The 20,794-nt window shown below is 38.9% G+C and carries 15 protein-coding genes and 1 pseudogene; 5 read left to right on the top strand and 11 right to left on the bottom strand.

Annotated features, from left to right (window positions below; all coding sequences use genetic code 11):
* On the top strand, nucleotides 1–1,284 hold the full coding sequence (locus AB6D06_RS05490; protein ID WP_372110003.1) for a site-specific integrase: 1,284 nt from the start codon (nucleotides 1–3) through the stop codon (nucleotides 1,282–1,284).
* A gap of 135 nt (nucleotides 1,285–1,419) precedes the next feature.
* On the opposite strand, the gene AB6D06_RS05495 is transcribed toward AB6D06_RS05490, so the two are convergent.
* Entirely contained in the window at nucleotides 1,420–2,262 is an 843-nt protein-coding gene (locus AB6D06_RS05495; protein ID WP_372110004.1) for a DNA sulfur modification protein DndB, read from the bottom strand.
* 530 nt (nucleotides 2,263–2,792) lie between these two features.
* Between AB6D06_RS05495 and AB6D06_RS05500 the strand changes: the two genes are divergently transcribed.
* On the top strand, nucleotides 2,793–3,962 hold the full coding sequence (locus AB6D06_RS05500; RefSeq protein ID WP_372110005.1) for a hypothetical protein: 1,170 nt from the start codon (nucleotides 2,793–2,795) through the stop codon (nucleotides 3,960–3,962).
* A gap of 73 nt (nucleotides 3,963–4,035) precedes the next feature.
* On the opposite strand, the gene AB6D06_RS05505 is transcribed toward AB6D06_RS05500, so the two are convergent.
* From AB6D06_RS05505 to AB6D06_RS05525, 5 genes are all read right to left on the bottom strand, one after another.
* The gene (locus tag AB6D06_RS05505) at nucleotides 4,036–6,309 is read right to left on the bottom strand and encodes a hypothetical protein (protein ID WP_372110006.1); all 2,274 of its coding nucleotides are present in this window, start codon (nucleotides 6,307–6,309) and stop codon (nucleotides 4,036–4,038) included.
* 75 nt (nucleotides 6,310–6,384) lie between these two features.
* The gene (locus AB6D06_RS05510) at nucleotides 6,385–9,303 is read right to left on the bottom strand and encodes an AAA family ATPase (protein ID WP_372110007.1); all 2,919 of its coding nucleotides are present in this window, start codon (nucleotides 9,301–9,303) and stop codon (nucleotides 6,385–6,387) included.
* Nucleotides 9,303–9,764 carry an ABC-three component system middle component 1 gene (locus AB6D06_RS05515; protein WP_372110008.1) on the bottom strand — a complete coding sequence of 154 codons (462 nt, stop codon included), beginning with the start codon at nucleotides 9,762–9,764 and terminating at the stop codon, nucleotides 9,303–9,305. The genes AB6D06_RS05510 and AB6D06_RS05515 overlap by 1 nt, the downstream gene beginning before the upstream one ends.
* Nucleotides 9,757–11,073, bottom strand: coding sequence for a hypothetical protein (locus tag AB6D06_RS05520; RefSeq protein ID WP_372110009.1), 1,317 nt, complete (start codon nucleotides 11,071–11,073; stop codon nucleotides 9,757–9,759). Before AB6D06_RS05520 ends, AB6D06_RS05515 begins: the two co-directional genes overlap by 8 nt.
* Complete coding sequence (locus AB6D06_RS05525) at nucleotides 11,067–12,014, bottom strand: ComEC/Rec2 family competence protein (protein WP_372110010.1); 948 nt, start codon at nucleotides 12,012–12,014, stop codon at nucleotides 11,067–11,069. The genes AB6D06_RS05520 and AB6D06_RS05525 overlap by 7 nt, the downstream gene beginning before the upstream one ends.
* Nucleotides 12,015–12,323: 309 nt before the next feature.
* Here AB6D06_RS05525 and yfbR point away from each other — a divergent pair.
* Together yfbR and AB6D06_RS05535 are read left to right on the top strand one after the other, a co-directional pair.
* A pseudogene (yfbR, locus tag AB6D06_RS05530) lies at nucleotides 12,324–12,683 on the top strand (5'-deoxynucleotidase); the annotation flags it as partial.
* Nucleotides 12,684–12,738: 55 nt separating this feature from the next.
* The gene (locus tag AB6D06_RS05535) at nucleotides 12,739–14,082 is read left to right on the top strand and encodes an anti-phage deoxyguanosine triphosphatase (RefSeq protein ID WP_017060614.1); all 1,344 of its coding nucleotides are present in this window, start codon (nucleotides 12,739–12,741) and stop codon (nucleotides 14,080–14,082) included.
* Between the two features lie 26 nt (nucleotides 14,083–14,108).
* Here the strand turns inward: AB6D06_RS05535 and AB6D06_RS05540 are convergent, their stop codons facing one another.
* Entirely contained in the window at nucleotides 14,109–14,708 is a 600-nt protein-coding gene (locus AB6D06_RS05540) for a tRNA-uridine aminocarboxypropyltransferase (protein WP_017060615.1), read from the bottom strand.
* 9 nt (nucleotides 14,709–14,717) lie between these two features.
* Between AB6D06_RS05540 and rrtA the strand changes: the two genes are divergently transcribed.
* The gene (gene rrtA, locus AB6D06_RS05545) at nucleotides 14,718–15,266 is read left to right on the top strand and encodes a rhombosortase (protein ID WP_017060616.1); all 549 of its coding nucleotides are present in this window, start codon (nucleotides 14,718–14,720) and stop codon (nucleotides 15,264–15,266) included.
* Here the strand turns inward: rrtA and AB6D06_RS05550 are convergent.
* The 4 genes from AB6D06_RS05550 to lon form a co-directional block, all read right to left on the bottom strand.
* Entirely contained in the window at nucleotides 15,257–15,556 is a 300-nt protein-coding gene (locus AB6D06_RS05550; RefSeq protein WP_017060617.1) for a helix-hairpin-helix domain-containing protein, read from the bottom strand. The genes rrtA and AB6D06_RS05550 overlap by 10 nt on opposite strands.
* 224 nt (nucleotides 15,557–15,780) lie before the next feature.
* Nucleotides 15,781–17,646 (bottom strand): peptidylprolyl isomerase, encoded by a 1,866-nt coding sequence (gene ppiD, locus AB6D06_RS05555; protein ID WP_372073000.1) that lies wholly within the window; start codon nucleotides 17,644–17,646, stop codon nucleotides 15,781–15,783.
* A gap of 218 nt (nucleotides 17,647–17,864) precedes the next feature.
* Complete coding sequence (locus tag AB6D06_RS05560) at nucleotides 17,865–18,158, bottom strand: HU family DNA-binding protein (RefSeq protein WP_012604504.1); 294 nt, start codon at nucleotides 18,156–18,158, stop codon at nucleotides 17,865–17,867.
* 168 nt (nucleotides 18,159–18,326) lie between these two features.
* Entirely contained in the window at nucleotides 18,327–20,678 is a 2,352-nt protein-coding gene (lon, locus tag AB6D06_RS05565; protein WP_017060619.1) for an endopeptidase La, read from the bottom strand.
* Nucleotides 20,679–20,794: the final 116 nt, after the last annotated feature.

Raw genomic sequence — 20,794 nt, forward strand, 5'->3', positions numbered from 1 at the left:
ATGAAAATTGAACGATCCTTAGTTAGTTATACTTTTGAAGAAAGAAACCTCAAACATAACGTGCTGATACTAAAAAGCCACAATGGAACTGAAGTACTTCTAAGTGCCGTAAATTTGTACCTAAAAGACAGAGCGTTCAGAAGTATCAAGACTAGCGAGCGTTATTCATCTGCAATAAAACGATTCTTAGAATTTGTAATTTCAAAGGGGAATTGTGCTGATTCAACATTTTGGAGGAACGTGAGAAATCGTGATATCAGAGAATGGCAAAATTCAATCGTAAAAAAACGAGATTCAGAAATGAAGAAAAGGCCCAATGATGAGACAATTTTCCAAGATGCATCTATAGTATTCGATTTTTACTCTTGGGCACAAAACAACAATTTCCCGACACTTACCAATATCACGTCGTCAAGTTGGAAGTATATCTATCGAGACGAGAGCAAGCTTCTTAGTACCATCAATGTATTCGCTGGCGAGCGTCCTGATTATTCTAATATCGACATAGGTATAAAGCGGGGGCATATGTCTAGGTGCTCTAGAAAGAATCAACAGGTTACGATCATGAGTACTCAGGATATCCAGCGCTTAATAAAGGCATATAACGACCCAGTTTACCCCGCTATGTTAATGCTAGCCCTAGCGACTGGAATGCGTGAACAAGGGGTGTGTTCATTCCCATATATAGGTATTGGTAACAACGACCACATTCGTAGTTACCCAGAAATCCTTAATAATCTGCCCCAAGGCAAACAAAATGGCGGGGAACCAAAAACATTTCCTTTCACTGTATTGGAAAAAGGGAACAAAATTAGAACACTTGAGGTAAACATATCAGCCTGGAAGGTAATCTGTGCTTCATATTTACCGTTCTATTACGAAAGAAGAAAAATATTCCAAAACAAAAATTCGGGAAATAGACCTGATAACACCTTTTTTCTAAATAGGGCTGGAATCCCTGTAACACCTAAAATGATATCTGACAGAACTTACTCAGCGAAAAAAAAACTGAATGACAAAAATTTCCGTTGGTCATTCCACAACACAAGAGACTGGTACGCGACCTCTTTTATCATAAAACACTTGACCACAGAGCAGATAAATACCTCACATTATGATGCGGCTATTGAAGGCGCTCTAAGGCGACAACTAGGACATGAGGACATTAGAACAACCTATATGCATTATGTACGTGTTGCATCGTTACTCCTCGCAACTCAAAGCGGGAAACTAGACTTTTCGCTAGGTAAAAATGAAAAATTTTGGAATGAAATAAACCGCTAATAGAACAACTAAACTTTTAAAATCTAAACTATCAACTTAAAAGCCTTTACAGCACGCAGGCGAACAATACTGTGTATATCTATCACTAAAAATATTTTTGAGGTCGTTCAACCTAGTTTACGACCTCACAAAGGATCAACGTCCTGAATCTAATGTGTAACTAACACCCGCCTTGCTTGATAAATGCTTAGCAAAATGAACCCGTGACGAAGCACCTCCCGTTACAACTTTATAAGACCCATCTTCAGTAAGAGCGACACAGTCACAGTTTCGCCAATGTTCGGCTCTACGCGAGTAATCGAGTTTTCCTAAAGCCTTGGCCGACTGATAGATGATATTAGTTCGCTCTGCGGGAAGAAGATCTGCACAGGTATGCCAAAGTTTATGAAAGACCAACCCAAGAGCTTGTACTAGTGTTGTCACAACCTGAAACCCATTCCTATCATCTGAATAACTGTCACCTTGGTTTTCAATCCATGTCTCAAAAAAAAGCGATAGATCTTTTTTTATTTGGCCTACGTGCTTGTTTGTAAGTATTCCCCCATCAGCCATTTCTCGAACTCCCCTAACCTTGCTTTGCAACTTGTACCCACCAAGCGCCCCTAAGACAAATCGAGTCAATGTATTTAAAGTTATAATAAATTCGCTTTTCTCAGACACTCTGCTGGAGTCAAGACTCATGCCACCATGTGATGTAACAATAGGCAATGAACCAAGTTCTCTTGCAAATACAACAACTTCATCAGATCTAGTAAGTTTCATCAACTTGTTAGTGCTCATCGGTTGCTGCTGCCCATTAACATCAGCAAAGATCTGAGAAAAATCATTAGCCTCTAGAGCTTTGTCTTTTCTGAAAATAAACACAACTTGAACACTCAGTTTTTCAAGCAGCACAGAAAGCTTAGCCCTTCTTTGACGTCTAGCGTCTGAGTCTGCTCCCTTTTTAATTAAACTGTTATCACAATCGCCTAACACCATTGCCGCTGTTGAAAGTCGGTTTAAGCCATCAACTATGAAATTTTGTTCAGGCTGGACTGTAAAAGTACATCATTATGACGAGGCTCATTAGATAATTCGCATTGCACCTGTGACATACACCCAATAAGTACAGGTGGAATCACGCCACCAACATCCATAGAACTCGTTAGATGTTTAAAACAATAGTCCTCAAAGCCATTCCTTCTTTGCGGGCTTGCTACCCTCTGAATTTCCGAGTACATACTTTTCAAGTGACTTGGTAAAAACTCTAATGAACAAGTTCTCAACAGATCACCTATGGGCATCACCGTTGACATAGTGTAAACACCGTTAAAACTTGTATGCGTTACGTTTCCAAAAATCTGCTTTGTAGTCACACCGAAACGTACTTTCTCTCTCTGTTGTTCTATCACTAGCACCTCTAAAAATTAACAACTTCAACCCTTATTTTTGATCGGGGCGACGCCCCATTCAAGAGGTTTGTTGACCTTTTTTGTACAATCTATAAAAAACAATACGTTAATGGATTTATGAATAGTTCAAGTGAGATTAGTATTAACGGCCTGTGCTCCAAGAATACAACAGGTGGCATATGTAAGTTTCAGTCTGTGGTAAAAGTAACAGAGCTATTCGAATTACTACCTGATCATCATGTACTGTTTGACACTATTTCTTCTAATTTTGATCGCCCGACCAACAAGAAACGAGTATCTCAACTTACTGAATATCTTGGGCAATCTATCGAGAGAAATAGTCCAACAGACGTATTGAGGGTTACGCTTTTTTTTAATGGACAAGTTAAAGAGAGAGACTTGGGAGAACATCTAAAAAGAATCTCTTTTGAAAAAGATAAAGCTCTACTTTTAGATGGATTTAATTTGATTAGTGCTATAGCGAAACTTAAAGGTATGGATAATCCATTCACTAAAAAGACAATAACTAATCAAAGAAAGCTCACAGCTTTACAAAATATTTTTCTATGCGAAATGGACGTTCAACTAAATGTCATGTATCCCATTTCTGATAGAATTAGTGATTCTGATATTTATAAATTGTTCATTGATATAAATACAAATGACACTAGAGTTTACTCACAAAACCTCCTTGTAAACAAGGAGTCGAACTCTCCTTTAGCGAGTGGTTGTCATCAACTCGAAGTAAACTTAAACCTAGAAAGGCTTGGTGGTGTCTCAAAGATAAATAAATTAACAAAATCAGATACTTACATAACAACACAAAATACTCTCATATATATAATCTTAGGAAGTCTAGGAGGAAAAGGTTTAAGAATTGATAAGTATCTTCCAACCCATCTACAAGATAAACAAGCTATAAATACAACCCTTGTTAATAGTGTAATTTCTGAAATAACACAGTTTATGGATGGTTGGTTAAGTGGCCTACAAAAAGATTTTAAACAGAATAAAAATGGCTTCCATCAATCGATGCAAATCTGGCAAGCACTAGGCCTTGTTATTTACCACTTAAAGTTAAACCAGAATCTCAGTCTAGAAGGTTATTATATAGCGGGGCATAAACTGGCACAGCTTGATTATCAAAAAAACGCTCCGCATTGGGGAAATTGCAAAGCATTTAAAATGGACTCAACGAATAGCTTTTGGATAAACGCAACAGGTGGTGGGCGAACTTTTCGTGATGAAGTAGCTATATATTTTATCAATGTAATCGAACACGGATAAAAAATAGGCTAAAACCTTTAAGCCTCATTGTAAATAAGTTTAAAGGTTTCATTTAGCCCCTAAATCAATAAAATTAAGATATAGTTAGATCGATTATAATATTTTCTGGTCGACCAAGCTGTGAATAGAGCATAGTTTCTGTTAATCCTAATTTCTGAACTTCAAGATCCAATACGTTCGCTTCAATACCGCATATTTCTTGCATAGCAATCAATGCATTGTCGTACCAGCATTCTTGTCGGGAGATTATTATCTCTTGACAACACTTGTAGAGCTCAATGTATAGCTCATGAGAGATAATCTTGGTTTCATCACGAAATGATAACAAAAAGTCATGACAGTACGATACTCTCAAAAAGTCTGTTAAAAACTTTCTCCAAGTAATCATTGGTACGTCTAGTTTGACGAGTTCATTTAGATAGTTACTAATGCGCGAGAGAACCGAGCCAATGAAGTTTGCTGACTTGTAGGCATCTACGGGCAACAGAGTTCCAAGGACAGATAAACTCCCTTTACTTAGGAAACCATTAGCAACAGAAGCATGGGAGCCCCCAATTGCAGCCGTAAGGCAAGCGCTTAATATAACAATCGGAGGATAGATAACTGGTAGAATCCAAGTGTCTACTCGATCAGAACCTATCTGTAACCATCCATGAGAATCCTCCCCACCATGGTTACCGTGACAGTCAAGTATTAGAATATTATCACTACAACTATTAACTGCTTCAACAAACTCCTCTACATTAGATACATCTTTAAACTCAATCTTAAGGGGGCTTTCATCGTCTATGTAGGTGTTTATGACCTCTTCTAAAACATATTTTATAGGGTCATTACTATTAAATGAGCGTATGACTGTGATCGAGTTTATTTGCTTTCTAGACAGAGAAAAACTCGAAAAGTTTGTTGCTTCTTGAAGAAACTTGTTGCCAGGAGTAGTCGAGATCTTCGAGATCTCATGTGTGAACATGAGAGGAATTCGGTCAAGGCATACCCACTCTAATATAGAGTCCGAGCAAAGAGTCAGAGAAGAAGACTTCGCAACTATATACCCGCATAGTTCTTCTCCAATTTCATCCTTCATGCTAGAAGTCAACTGGTCGAATTTTCGTTTAAGCTTTATTTCAGATTGTTGTGAGCCTGACTTTGACAGACTTTCGATGTCCCTCAAACTACTATGATAAAAATTCAACTTATTTGGCAACCGAAGTGCTGGTGCATTATTGGATACGGCCAGAAAGTTAATAGCTGCTGAAGAGAATTGCAGCTCAAACTTTCTGATCTGAGCTATTTGTCTGACAAGACCACTTTTTTGCAACTCTTTAGATTGTTGTTCGTTCTTTAAAGAGAAATTAAATCCTGAATAATTTGGATTTTTGAATAGTCCATTCATTATAAAATCTCTAACTACCTTACTCTTTTCCTTCCTTTTTATGTTGTTCCAGAACTGGCTGTTGAAATCATACAAGTGGGTATAAATGCTAGGGCAGTATAAAACTAAGTCTGACTTACAAGATGATTGAACGTGAGTATTCCCAAACTCTTTAACAGTATTAGAACTGCTAATCATCGCCTCGATATATGGACTCTTGTCAGCCCCACTTTTCAGTTTCTCTTGATTAAGTAATTTAAAGCCCAAACTATACAAGACTGCTTCATTGGGATTGGTTACAGCATGATTGTATGATGGTAGATTGATATCATGAAAAACACCCTTTCGCCTATAAGAGTCATAAAAAAAGGATTCAGCTTTCTCTGGCAATACCCCATCAGTTCTAACAACACTTAATCTTTCACATATTGACTCATCCAAAGAAAAAGTTCCGAAGTCGTCATCAATAACCACGTTGCAAGTTTCATCCCATCCAACAGTTATTGGCTGATATTTAAAACCCTTACAAACATCATTAACATGCTGTACTGCACCTTCATCTATACAGTAGCAATAGATGAAAGGTAGTCCCTCGAAAACACCTATCCTCTTAGTAAAACTTGATTTATCGAGCACTAAGTGTGTGCATGTACTATAACCGTTCCTAAAGTCAATCAAATCATCTTGATTCATATAAACTTCATTAGCAGTTGAAGGCATAATACTCATTAGATGTAAAAGAGCTGGATATTTAGGGTCAAATAGATTTAAGTTATAGCCTTGAAATGGTGAATAATTATTTACATCTTCAGAATCAGGCACAATTAAAATATGAAGAACTGAGGTCATTGCAATATTTGGATATAACCTGACTATATCTTCAATAGGAAAATCAGCCTTAGAAATACAAGTCGATTTTTCATTTAAGAATTCCCTAAGTACTTTCATTTTTATTTTTTTCCCCACTCGCCCCATTAGCTTCTCCAGAAACTGTTAAACTTCGCAATAAATCACTTTAAAATAAAGAGTCAATAACTGACTCTTTTAAAACTACAGACTAATGAACTTTGTTGGGTAACGATTTTCAGGAAGTTTGTTTTTGAACAAATTAAAGAAACTTCTATTGTGAGTAGTTATTATTATTTGTTTGTTAAAGCGTCTTGAGAAAATTTTGCACAAATCTATCAAAGCATAACTATTTAAATCATCCATACTTTGTACGGGATCATCAATTACAATTGTGTTGATCGAAGATTCAACATTTCTTGCGTGCTGAGCTAAGAAAATACAGATGGACAATATATTGATTTGTGCTTCACTTAAATAATAAACTGGAGTGTTTTGTTCATTTGACGAAGACGACCCCGCTTGAATATAAATACCTTTGCTTTTATTTTTAATATCCACACGGAATGTTATTTTATCATATTTAAGATGAGGCTCCACATACATGAACATATCATTTAATATATCGTTATTTATACTTTCGCTCGCAACCATCGTAAAGTAGTCTTTTGTCTCATCTATAGAAAGCTTAACTTTGCCCAAAGTATTTTTTGTCTCTAACAGTTCATTTCTAATCCTTTCCAAATCCTCAGTGCTTTCATTAACTATAGTACTTTTCACCTCTATGTCTTGTAACACAAGAATATGAGACAAGTATACTGTTACAGACTCATTGAATCTAAGAATAAAATCTATCATATCTCCAGATGTTGATATTTTAAATTCATTTATATTTCTTTTTATGAAATTATAATCAGCACGAATCGTTTTTATTTCAACAAGGCTGTTTCTTGAAATTTCCTCACAGTCATCATGATCTAGATAAGAAAAGTTAGTTGATGAAGTATTCAAATCTACATGTAGATTTTTAAGCTCAGATTCAACTTCATAAATCTTATTTTCAATGGCCTTCAATTTACTAGAACTTAAATACTGTTTATACATCGTTACATGGAGATAGTTTACATCTAAAATGACTTTATCTATATTTAATCCCATATGCGTTAAGTAGTAAGTCTGAATCTCTTGTTGTATTAATGAAGAGTGCTGTAAATGGGATTTATCTACTATGAGTAAGTGTTCTAGGCTTGTCAGCCAAGTTTCATATTTCTTCTTTCTTTTATATGATATCGAAATCAATTTTCTTAGGAAGGCTTCTTTATCGAAAACTAACTGCACCACCTCTTGTAAGTTTACTTCTCGATTAGGTTCAATGCCAAGTGAACGGATAGCCGAAAACAGGGATTCCAATTTTTCCCCTCGATCGCCTAAATTATTAATATGATCATTGAGTAAGCTTCTCTCGTTAGATAGCGCTTGTTCAACTTTATCATTCAATAGAGAAATTTCATTTGAAACCTCATTTCTCTCGTCAGTGAGATTGTTTATCGCTCCATCTAAAAGCGACTTAGAATTCAATTCCAGGCTATTAACAGCTTCTAAAAGAGACTCTTTATTTACGTAACCAAATCCACATGCAGGGCAATCTGTTAAGTTCTTATCGTTAACGGCTTCAACCACATATGATTTAATCAGTGCGAGCTTCTCTTCAAAAGAAACTGTGTTTTTTTTCTCCTCTATCAAAGATTTTAATTTTGATTCAAGCCCAGAAAATCGTTTACGCTTGTCAGAGATTTCTTTGGATATATCTTCATTCGCTTTAAGACTTAAAAAATAATTAAAGTCTAATCTAGACAACTCTATTCTTTTAGACGTAATTACACTACTGTTATTCTTCAACATTTCCTCGGGGTCATAAACAATGTCAGAATATTCGCTAGGGTCAGGAAACAAAGTATCCAAATCACTTTCAATACCTTCTATAACTTCACTTTGACCGTGTAATTTGTCAAATCGAATATTGGACATTTTTTGAGATATTGAAGATAATGCTTTTCTCTTATTGTTGATTGATTTATTTAACTCAGATATCTTACTTGTGTTTCTTTCATATTTCTTAGTATCACTAACTAAGACCTTAAGATTACTTTCTAATAGATACTTTGAAATAATCTCTTTTTCAAGGTATTCCTGTTCAGATTCCTTGACTAATTTTTCCTTCCTAGATTTAGCCTCATCGATTTTTGTGTTTAGTGATATTATTTTATTTGATTTAAGAAAACTCCTGAAAGAAACCTTGTAGTCATCAATATTAAAATTCAAAAGTTTTTCTTTTAAATTGGTAAGTCCAGGTTGTAACCCTTTTAAGTAGCTTACAGATTCATCGTAGTTTTTATTTGATATATCTTTATATAGTGAAAAGTTTTGTTTGAAAAAGTCATAATCACTTGATTTTGAAAAATCACTATTAATAACCACTTTGTCTTTTAGTTCTTTTAATTCGTTTTCATTATTAGAAATTGATTTTTCTATATATCGGATCTCACTTTCTCTCGCTTGAGCTGCAGCGTCTAATTTACTTTTTAGGCCGTTAATTTTATCATATAAAACAATATCTTCGCTATTACCCTTACTCTGACTTTCTATAAGTGACTTAAATAGACTACCATTACTTGCTTCATATGAAAATTTGCTTATATACCCTTGACTTAATATGTTATTTTTGAAGGATTTCATATTATCTATAAAACTAAGGACTTCACCTGGATTGTAATCACTATTTTTATTAGCTAGAGGTAAAGTCTTTCTTATTATACGGTTACCACTGTCCAACTCGATATTAACTTTACCCGTTAATCCCTGATAATTTCTATTCTTTAATATGTAGCCTTCTTTTGGCTTGAAATTTTTACCTCCTGTATTCTGTGCTATGTCTTTTATTCGGGATATTTTCCCAGTCACAGCCCATTCCATGGCCTCTATGGTGCTTGTTTTTCCTGTTCCATTTGGAGCATGAATAACGACAATATCAGCAACACCATTTTGCGTTTCGAAACTCAAATTCCTTTCATCAGAAAAGGCTCTAAATCCTGTTAACGTAATACCTTTAATTTTGTTAGACATTATTTTTCACCTATTAAACTAAACACTTCTGGGTGATTAATCCTAATTAGTTCTTTTAAGTTGTAGTGTTTTTCTTTGTAAATCCCATTAATATTATTTAGCATTAACTCATTAATTTCGGACTCTGTCTCATCAACATTACATCTAACTATCTTTCTACAGCAATAGGTATTCGATTGAATCTCTTTCTTCACATTTATATCCAAATCACCTTGTGACATGTATACTAGAATCATATTTCTTCCGATAACCTCGTCTTTCAAATTTGATTGAAAATATAATGCTGTTTGTAGTGATATATCTTTCCAATTTGATTTTATTTGTTCTTTTGTAGATCTATAACACAAGGCAATATCTATATCACCATCATCAGAAAATACTTCAATTTCATTCCTCTCAACAAATTTAATTGCAGATTCTTGATCAACGAAATCTAATTCATTACAATTTATTTTACGCATACTGTTGCACCTGAGATATTACCTTCTCTTCTATGAGGGCATTCTGATATTCGACACGATACAACTCATTTCTAAGCTTTGGAAGGATCGCATTAATTAAGAAATTTATATTAATAATAGAAAACTTGACTCGCTTTTCTTTATGAGATTCAAGGAAGTTGATTACCCCTTCATTTTCGAATATATCTGCATTTTTATCATATAATGTAGGCTCTTCAGTAAAGTTAGCAATCATTCTCTCAATTCGTAATCGTTGGACGTAGCTAAGATCACTATTCTCATCAGCATAGATAACTAATATAATTGAGTTGTCATAATCAATACTATTCGGTTGTAATATCAGTTGGGATATTAGTTCATATTCTTTTGTAAAATCAGTAACATGTATCGTGTAAACCTTCTCATTCCCATATACAACTGGATTGGAACTAAACTCAGTTAATTTATTGTTCATGACTTTTGCAAGAACCCTTGAGTATATATAGGATTGGATCGTTTTGTTACTTCTTAATAGCGATAGATGCTGAGTTGCTCTTGACTTATCATCTGGTAAGTAAAAATATTCACATTGTTTAAGTGCATTAATATCTAAAGAGTTTAGTTTTTTTAAAAATCCATTTTTAACTATATATTCTTTTAAATGATCTCCCAACGAATTACATGAGTCCCTTACTAAGTTCATCAAGTAATCTTCACACCAAATTTCATCAACAATAGTTTGTGGAAGTGCATTGTAAATGTCTATTAACCTCAAACCTACTATTCTTTGATAGTTAAAGTCGTTGTCGAAGCTATCGGTAACAATTCCTTTTAAATAGAGCTTATTATTATCTATTTCAAAGATAGGGCCACCAGAAAACCCTTCAACGAGTTCCTTATCTCTATATTCTGGTAGAATATCATCTATCTGAAAATAAATTTTATTTGAACTAGTAATTATTTTCCCTTGATGCTCAATTGCTTGATTTTCTTGGTTGTTTGCTAGAGATTTGGGGTGACCAAGAACCCAACAAGAGCTATCTTTTGATAGTTCTTCAAATTTATCTATACATAACTCTATGTTGGTCTTACATCGACCTTTAATCTTTAATACTGATATATCTATTCCTGCTAATGGAATTTTATCAATGACTTCAAGTTTTTCATCGTCACAATCAGTAACAACGACCTTTTCAGAAGTAATATTATGCTTTGCGGTAAACACGTAGGAATGATTTGAATGTCCAATATTAACCCATACACCACTACCAGTTAGCTTTGCAGATACTTTAACTAAAGAAGAGTGCATTTCCTCAGCATTTATTAACATAGTTCAATCTCTGTCCCAACTTTATAATCTACAAAATTTAACTCAATTCCACCGTTTAATTCAGGCTTATGCACCCAGCTACGACCAGGAACATAAACACTTGAATTTTCATGATAATTTTCTATCAAAGCAATTGTGTAGTAATTGGGATATCCAGTTCTGCTTCCTGGAATTAAGAACTTTTTCGTTGGAAAAAATTTTAACACTTCATCGTTAATATTATATTTACTACCGTGATGAGGAATTTTCATTAAATCTACTGGTGTAATGTCACTAACACCATTTATTATCTGGCTAGGTACACTGTCACCGCACATGAGTACACTTTTATTGGATGACTTAATTAGGCAAACTATACTAGACACATTCTGTGGTTTGTCGTCCTCTCGATGTACTTCTGCAATAAGATTCTTTTTGTCGTATTCAGGCTCTGCTTCATAACCAATATTAGTATCTCGCCACTCTTTATGATCTTTTTCAACGGCACTTAAGGTCGGGGCGAGGATATCAATTGTGACATCATCCCCAACTTTATATACATCTCCTTGGACAGCACTTTCTAAGTTAATACCTTTATCAACAATGATCTTTAAAAGGTCATTTCCATCTGAATACCCGCATTGGGTAGGTTTTTCTTTAATAGATTCTAGCTCTATAGCGCTGTGAGGCACATTGAACAAAACCTTACCAACTGTTGAGGACGTAATTTTTTCGCTTTTAAAAATAGCTAGCAGCCCGTTTATATGGTCTGTATCTACATGGGTCAGTATAACTAGATCGATCATCTGATGTTCTTCGATGATGTTTTCGAGGAGCCTTAAAGCCTTCTTTGCATTCTGCTTGTACCCCCCATCAATAAGGATATGATGCTGCCTTTCCTTGCCCTCGACCTTAATCAGGAAAGAATCTGAATTTGATTCTGTTAGAGTTATCAGTTTCATGCTTTCTTGTTCACTTTTTCTATGTTTCTTATACTAATCAAGATTTTGCTGTAGTTGCATATTATACACCTCACTTAATGAGTATTTGAGCATCTATGTCATCTAACTGATCATTTTTTCTCACAATTTGATTTTAGACCTCTAAATTCAATTCATTTTCGTCTATCTTGTATACTCGAAGCTTCTATTTAGCATGAATCAATCAATGTAAACAATTGTTAGCAACCCATGGCAGGAAATCAGTAAGACACTGAATTTAAAGTGCTTATTTTATGAGACTTAGAAAGCTTACTTAAAACGCGAACTAACGGCGATTTGCCAACGCCTGTTAAATACTACAACCCGGATATTGCACAAGAGTATAAGAAGATAGAAGCCGCTGCAGAACAAAGACTGCTTTCGATGTTGCCAGAAGAGTTCAGAGACGACTTCGCCCCCTTCTTAATATCTGGTACTGCGAGTAAAGAAGAGCAAAGCATCGTCAAGCAGGCAGATACTATCTGTGCGTACCTGAAATGCTTGGAAGAGCTCAGTGCGGGCAATCATGAATACGAGCAAGCCAAGCGCCGATTGGAAGAGACACTCGAACAACGCAAAAGCCCAGAAATGGACTACTTTCTCACCACATTCGCACCGAGCTTTGAATTATCACTAGACGAGATAAGCTAGCTGGGTATAAGTTGTTTTTAATTAGCTAAATAAAATCAATTTGATAGGTGCTATTTTGAATTCTCAACTCGAACCACCCTTTGTACTCGAACAAGAATGGCAGCATCGAAATGACGATGAACATAAAATAAGACGGGATGACCACCGCAGCCCGTATCAGCGTGACCGTGCGCGCGTGCTTCACTCTGCTGCTTTCCGTCGCTTACAAGCGAAAACCCAGATCCATGGCACCACGGTCAACGACTTTCACCGAACGCGCCTTACCCACTCTCTTGAGGCCGCTCAGCTTGGCACCGGTATCGTCGCTCAACTGAAGAAAAAGCAGCCCGAATTTCGAGACCTATTACCCTCAGACAGTTTGATTGATTCACTGTGTTTGGCTCACGACATCGGTCATCCACCCTATGGACATGGCGGCGAAGTCGCACTCAACTACATGATGCGCGACCACGGCGGCTTTGAGGGCAACGCTCAAACGTTTCGCATAGTCACACAGCTAGAACCTTACACTGAACATCACGGGATGAACCTATCTCGACGCACTTTGTTAGGTCTAATTAAGTACCCTTCTCTGCTGAGTGAGGTTCAAGCTAAATTGCAGTCTGAACCCGTTAAGCATCAACGACAACTCCGAGCTAAAGATTGGATGCCAGCAAAAGGCATCTACGATCATGATGAAGAGTTGTTTAACTGGGTGCTTGAACCGCTTTCAAGCAGCGACCAACAGCTCCTAAAACAGAAAAGAAAAACGCATACCGAGCCACTTGAGCACAACAAGACCAAATATAAGTCACTGGATTGTTCGATCATGGAACTTGCTGACGACATCGCGTATGGCGTGCACGATTTAGAAGATGCGATTGTGCTTGGCTCTGTGACCAAAGCTCAGTGGGTCGAATCGGCTTACCCTCAACTGAAAGAGATGGCCGACCCATGGATTTGTGAACACCTAGATTCAATTACAGAGATGCTTTTCTCTGGTGAACAGTATCGTCGAAAGGATGCGATTGGTGGGATAGTCAACGCACTGTTGACCAGTATCTCGATTAAGCGAGTGGAGGCTAACTTTGAGAATGTACTGTTGGCTTACAATGCGGTGCTCGAGCCGAGCATGGACGGCACACTCGATAAGCTGAAACACTTTGTCAGCGAGTTCGTTATTCAAGTGCCACAGGTTCAGGTCATCGAATACAAAGGTCAACAGATCATCATGGATATGTTTGAAGCATTCAGCGCAGATCCTGAACGCTTGCTGCCACTGCCCATCAAGAAGCAATGGCTACAACATCAAGATGAGTCTCGAAAAATGCGCGTGATAGCCGATTACATTTCATCGATGACTGATGATCTTGCGCAGAAAATGCATCAGCAACTGTTCTCAGCTCATACCGAGTTTTAATTCCTGACTCACTTTACTAAAACGGCTTAATCTAAGTAGTTTTTCTCAAACACGCCCGGCGGCATTTGATTGATTTGAAACTGAATCATTTGGTCAAATGCCGTTAGCAAAGGGCTAAAGTCGCCATCACGCTCTAACAAGCTAAGTAAATGATAGCCAGCTTCAACGGTTGAAAGGCTATTTTCACTGGGTGCTTTGCGAATTCGGTAATTACCCTTGAGATCTTTCGGTAAATGAACCGTGTTCAACGCATGCAAGTTACTCGATACTTGCCACATCTTGAATGCTTTCTTCCACGTGCCATCCAATAAAATCACACGCAGCTTCTTATTGGGAGATGTCGCCGACTCAACTGAAACAGAGTTTTCGCTTGGGTATAAAATCACATGTTGATACTGTTCATCGCACAACAATGCGTTGAGTTGTTCGTTGTCTGAAAAGTCTTCGCCAACAAACGTCACGCTGTTATTAAGAGATAACGAGAGAATACGCGCTGTTCCCATCGGACGATGCTCTTCTGATGGGTGCTGAAGAATGATAAGCTCAACATTCGATTCGAGTGGTGTAACCCACTGACAAATACAAGCTTTCAAAGCCTTGCTGCATTGGGGGCAATAACGAGACATGGATTTAATGTGTACCCTGTTTTAATTTTCATTTCACTTTTATGCGTCTTATTCCAATTTGAGCCAATACAAGCTTGGGTCGTTTGGGATAGCAATGCGATTGCCGATGGGCAATGGTGGCGAATCCTAACAGGAAACTTTTCACATACCAACTACTCGCATCTTCTGATGAATCTAGCAGGCTTGTGGATCATCAGCTACCTGTTTCAACCGAGTAAAAAACAGCTTGTTGTTGCTTTGCTTGTGATCAGTTTAGTGACTGGCGTCGCTCTGTTGTTTTCAAGTATTCAGATCTACGTTGGCCTATCGGGCACTTTGCATGGGTTGTTTGGCTTATTCGCGCTCAGAGAGGCTTTAAACGGCAGGAAGTCTAGTTGGCTGTTAGTATTCGGATTAGTCGCTAAAATCGCTTGGGAGCAGCTTATTGGCCCTTCTAGCACGACTGGTGAACTGATTAATGCTCGTATCGCGATTGAAGCCCACCTAGCAGGTGCATTGGCCGGAGGCTTCATATCTATCGCTTCATTTCTAACAAGTAGAAAAACGGGTCAAAGTTGAATTCTTTCGCGGTTCTTTTCAACCGTCGCTTCACCTATCCCTTTGACACTCACCAAATCATCAGCAGTAGTAAATGCCCCGTTCTGATCTCTGTAATCGACGATTTCTTTGGCTTTCTTGTCACCCACGCCAACCAATAGTGCTGAAAGTTCTTCTGCCGTCGCGGTATTGATGTTGACCGTAATCTCAATGCCTTCGTAAAGCTCAGCCTTGGTTGGGCTGTCTGCAAACACGGCAGGGCTTAAGAGCATCAGAAATGAAAGAATTAGTGTTGAATATATCGTGCGCATAAATAGTTCCTTTGTTCAAAAAACGTAACTTATGCATTTGCCGCGCTAGATAACACAATCACCAGATAAAAATAAAGCGGATCACCTAAGTGACCCGCTTCGTTATACATCTTATTTTCATCAGCTTGTTTGTTGGCTCACAAATCTGAATTAAAGCCTAACAATCACGTGTTGATTTCAGTAGTAAGCTCTAACTTGAGCTTGCTACTGAGGTAATCAAACGCTTACTGACCTTGACCCACTACGTAGTATTCAACGTCTGCGTTTTTACGAAGTACGTTTAATACGTTAGTCAGGTCTTGCTGGTTACCAACTCGCTCCAACTGTGCACCAATTTGAGTGCTGTAGGCTGGGTTGATCTCAGCCGTTACTTTAGAAAGCTCAACAACAACGATATTACCGTCTTGGTCTTTAGATTGACCGAACACAGCTTGACCTGCTTCTGGTTTCGCTAGAGCGAATACAGATGCCGCTAATGGCGAGTTACGGTCAATCGTTTCAAGTTCAGTGAACTCAAGGTTGTTGTCCGCTAGTACTGCTTCATTGCCTTGCTCAAGTTCGTTCACTAGAGAAACACCTAGCTCAACCGCTTGCTGCTCTGCTTGTACAGCAGACAGTGCAGCGACAACTTGATCTTTCACTTCAGCTAGAGGAAGAACTGTCTCATCACGAGTCTCTTCTACACGAACAACAATTACGTGCTCAGGTGCAACTTCGATAACTTCCGAGTTTAGACCGTCTTCTTTCACTTCAGGGCTCAAGATAGCTTGCATAACTGCAGGCGTCATCAGAACTTCTGGAGCGTCAACTTGAGAGATGAAATCTGTCGTTGTGATCTTCGCGTTGATAGCTTCTGCAGAATCATCTAGAGAATCTGGGAATTCAAACGCTACTTTTTCTAGCTCAGTTTGTTGCTCGTAGAACTGATCAACTGCGTGTTGGTCTAGAAGCTCTGTCTTAATCTCTGCCGCTACTTCAGTGTAAGGCTGAGCTTGAGACGCTTTTAGTTCGTCTAGCTTGATGATGTGGTAGCCGAAATCAGATTTAACTAGGCCAGTAGTATCGCCAATATTCTCAAGAGCGAAAGCCGCGTCTTCGAATGCAGGGTCCATAACATCGCGCTCAATCCAACCTAGGTCACCGCCAACGTCTGCACTACCGAAGTCGTCAGATTTCTCTTCCGCTAGCGTAGCAAAATCAGCGCCTGAATTTAGCTCGTCTAGGATTGCCTGAGCTTTCGCTTCGTCATCGCCTTGAACTAGGATGTGGCTAACTTTACGTTGCTCTTCCGTTGAGTACTTGTCTAGGTGCTCTTGGTAGTATTTCTGTGCTTCTTCATCGCTTACTTCAAGCTGAGACTTAAGCGCTTCAGCAGAAAGCTCAATGTAAGATACCTTAGCTTGCTCTGGACGAGTGTAAGCTGCTGGGTTCTCTTGGTAGTACTGTTCGATTTGCTCGTCAGTTAACTCGATGTCTTTTGCAAGGTCAGCAACAGACAGTGTCACTGTGCGAATGTCACGAGTTTGTGCGATAAGCTTGCTCTGAGTATCGATTTCGCCCTGAAGAACGAATTCACTGCCTTGAAGTGCAGTCACAAGCTGGTTGCGCATAAGGTCACGACGCATGTATTCAGCGAAGCTCTCTGCGCTGAAACCTGCACGACGTAGTGCCGATTGGTAAACTTCTTGGTCGAATTGACCCGCCGTTTGGAACTGAGGCATTTCTAGAATCATGGTGCGGATTTGAGAATCACTGATTCGTAGGCCTAGAGACTCAGCTTGCTGCTCAAGCAGTACGTCATTGATCATGCGATCAAGTACTGATTTACGGAAAGACTCTACGTAAGCAGGGTCTGCAAGCATTTGCGCGAAGTAATCGCCAAGTTGAGACTGCATACGATTACGTTCGTTTTGGTAAGCCTGTTCGAACTCACCACGAGCAATTTCTGTGTTGCCAACTTTAGCTGCTGCGTTGTTACCGCCACCGGTGATGTAGCTGCCTACACCTGCGAATACGAATGACAGGATAATCAACCCAAGGATAATTTTTACCGCGATGCTATTCACGCCTTCGCGTAATCGATCCATCATAATTTAAGTGCTCTCCGGATATGAAGCATTGGCTTCAAAATAAAAATCTATTCACGCGATATTATCAGAAAAAGAAATGCGCATCAGTAGGATGCGCATAATTTAAATAAGTTCAATGTGCTTTGTACACATACTGTTTAAGAATGAAACATCATTTTTCAAACAGTAAACGCATTTTACTGCCTTCCCCTCTTAAATGGAGGTTTCAGCAGTGAAAATTAGTTACATGCGTCTTTAAGTGCTTTACCCGCTTTGAAGCCAGGTACTTTAGCTTCTGCGATTTGGATCTCTTCACCAGTTTTTGGGTTACGACCTGTACGAGCAGCACGAGTACGAACACTGAAAGTACCAAAGCCAACAAGTGCAACTTGGTCACCAGATTGTAGCGTTGTGCCAACTGCTTCGATGAATGCGTCTAGAGCGCGGCCAGCTGAAGCTTTAGAGATGTCTGCGTTTTCTGCGATTGATTCTACTAGTTGTGTTTTATTCACTGTTTTTCCCCTATGTGTCATCTGTGACTACTTCTGATGACTGTACGTTCCATTTTGGTTTTAATTTAGCCGCAAGCCTTATTGCAAAAGGGCTGCCGCTTTGATCAATAACTTAGCGTCCAAAAAAAACGCTGACAAGCCTTTTCGGGCCTATCAGCGTAATTCTTTACTTATTTTTGCTATGCATCACTATTTTTTCACGTCAAACTCGACCCCTGACGGATCTCGTTCTAGCGCGACTTTGAGTACTTCATCAATCCACTGAACCGGGATCACCTTCAAGTCAGCGATTACGTTGTCTGGAATCTCTTCCAAATCACGCTCATTGTCTTTAGGGATCAGTACAGTTTTGATGCCGCCACGGTGTGCAGCAAGCAGTTTTTCTTTCAAGCCACCGATAGGTAAAACTTCACCACGAAGGGTAATTTCACCTGTCATACCGACCTCTGCTTTAACCGGGTTACCCGTCAAGCTAGAGACAAGTGCAGTACACATTGCGATACCCGCACTCGGGCCATCTTTCGGTGTAGCACCTTCTGGTACGTGAACGTGAATGTCACGTTTTTCGTAGAAATCTGAGTTGATACCCAGTTTTTCAGCACGAGAACGAACCACTGTCATTGCCGCTTGAATCGACTCTTTCATCACGTCGCCAAGTGAGCCAGTTTGCGTTAGCTTACCTTTGCCCGGCATTGCTTCGGTCTCGATAGTCAGTAGATCACCACCCACTTGAGTCCACGCTAGGCCTGTTACTTGACCGATACGGTTGCTTTCATCCGCTTTACCGAAGTCGTGGCGTTGAACACCTAAGTACTCTTTCAGGTTATCAATGTTAACCGTTACAGACTTAAGATCGCTGTCTAGCAAGATGTTCTTCACTGCTTTACGACAGATCTTTGAGATTTCACGCTCTAGGCTACGTACACCCGCTTCACGCGTGTAGTAACGAATGATGCCGATGATTGCAGAGTCTTCAATCTCAATTTCATGAGGCTTAAGACCGTTGCGTTGAACTTGCTTGTCCAGTAAATGGCTCTTAGCAATGTTCAGCTTCTCATCTTCTGTGTAACCAGATAGACGAATCACTTCCATACGGTCCAGTAGAGGTCCAGGAATGTCCATCGAGTTCGATGTTGCCACGAACATAACATCTGACAGATCGTAATCTACTTCTAGGTAGTGATCGTTAAATGCGTTGTTTTGTTCTGGATCTAGAACTTCTAGAAGTGCTGAAGATGGGTCGCCACGCATATCAGAAGACATCTTATCGATCTCATCTAATAGGAACAGTGGGTTCTTAACACCAACTTTAGACATCTTCTGGATCAGTTTACCCGGAAGTGAACCGATGTACGTACGACGGTGACCACGAATCTCAGCTTCATCACGAACGCCACCAAGTGCCATACGCGTGTACTTACGACCCGTTGCCGCAGCAATCGAACGACCTAGCGAGGTTTTACCTACACCAGGAGGACCAACAAGACAAAGGATTGGGCCTTTTAGCTTGTTGATACGGTTTTGTACTGCCAAGTATTCAAGAATACGTTCTTTAACACGCTCTAAGCCGTAGTGGTCTTCGTTTAAGATCTCTTCCGCTTTCGCTAGATTCTTTTTCACTTTTGAACGCTTAGCCCAAGGAACGCCCACCATCCAATCAATGTAGCTACGTACTACTGTTGCTTCAGCAGACATTGGCGACATCATTTTCAGTTTTTGCAGTTCTTGCTCGGTTTTTTCACGAGCTTCTTGAGGCATCTTAGAGTCTTCGATCTTCTTCTTCAGAGTCTCGAATTCATCAGGAGCGTCGTCCATCTCGCCAAGTTCTTTCTGAATCGCTTTCATTTGCTCATTCAGGTAGTACTCACGCTGAGATTTTTCCATTTGCTTCTTAACGCGGCCACGAATGCGTTTTTCAACTTGCAAGATGTCAATTTCTGACTCCATTTGGCCCATCAAGAATTCCAGACGTTCAGTCACATCTAAGATTTCTAGAACGTGCTGCTTGTCTACCAGTTTAAGTGGCATGTGTGCAGCAATCGTATCAGCAAGGCGAGCTGCCTCATCAATACCGTTCAGAGATGTTAGAACTTCTGGTGGAATCTTTTTGTTCAGCTTAATAAAGCCTTCGAATTGATTGATCGCGCTGCGAACAACCACTTCTTGTTCTTTTTCGTCAAGTTCTGAGGTTACAACGTATTCTGCGTCCGCTAAGAAAAACTCACTTTCTTTGAATTGGTGAATTTTTGCACGCTGCTGACCTTCGACAAGCACTTTAACAGTACCATCAGGGAGCTTTAGTAACTGAAGAATGGTAGCGACAGTTCCTACTTTAAATAGGTCGTCAATTGAAGGCTCATCAGTGTCCGCTTCTTTCTGCGCTACAAGTAGTACTTGTTTGTTAGCTTCCATTGCCGATTCAAGGCAAGTAATCGATTTTTCACGACCAACAAACAATGGAATAACCATGTGTGGGTAAACCACTACATCACGTAGAGGTAGCACGGGGATTTCGATACGCTCGGAACGTTCCAAGTTCATATATTTCTCTCTTCCGCTTTAACTTATAAAGCAGTATATGGGGCTTAAACGACTGGATTCAATGGAAGAATAAAAAAAAGGAGGTAATTGCTTACCTCCTTTTTCAATTTGAGTGA

The organism is Vibrio sp. 10N.239.311.G01, from assembly GCF_041465805.1.
GTDB lineage: Bacteria > Pseudomonadota > Gammaproteobacteria > Enterobacterales > Vibrionaceae > Vibrio > Vibrio crassostreae_C.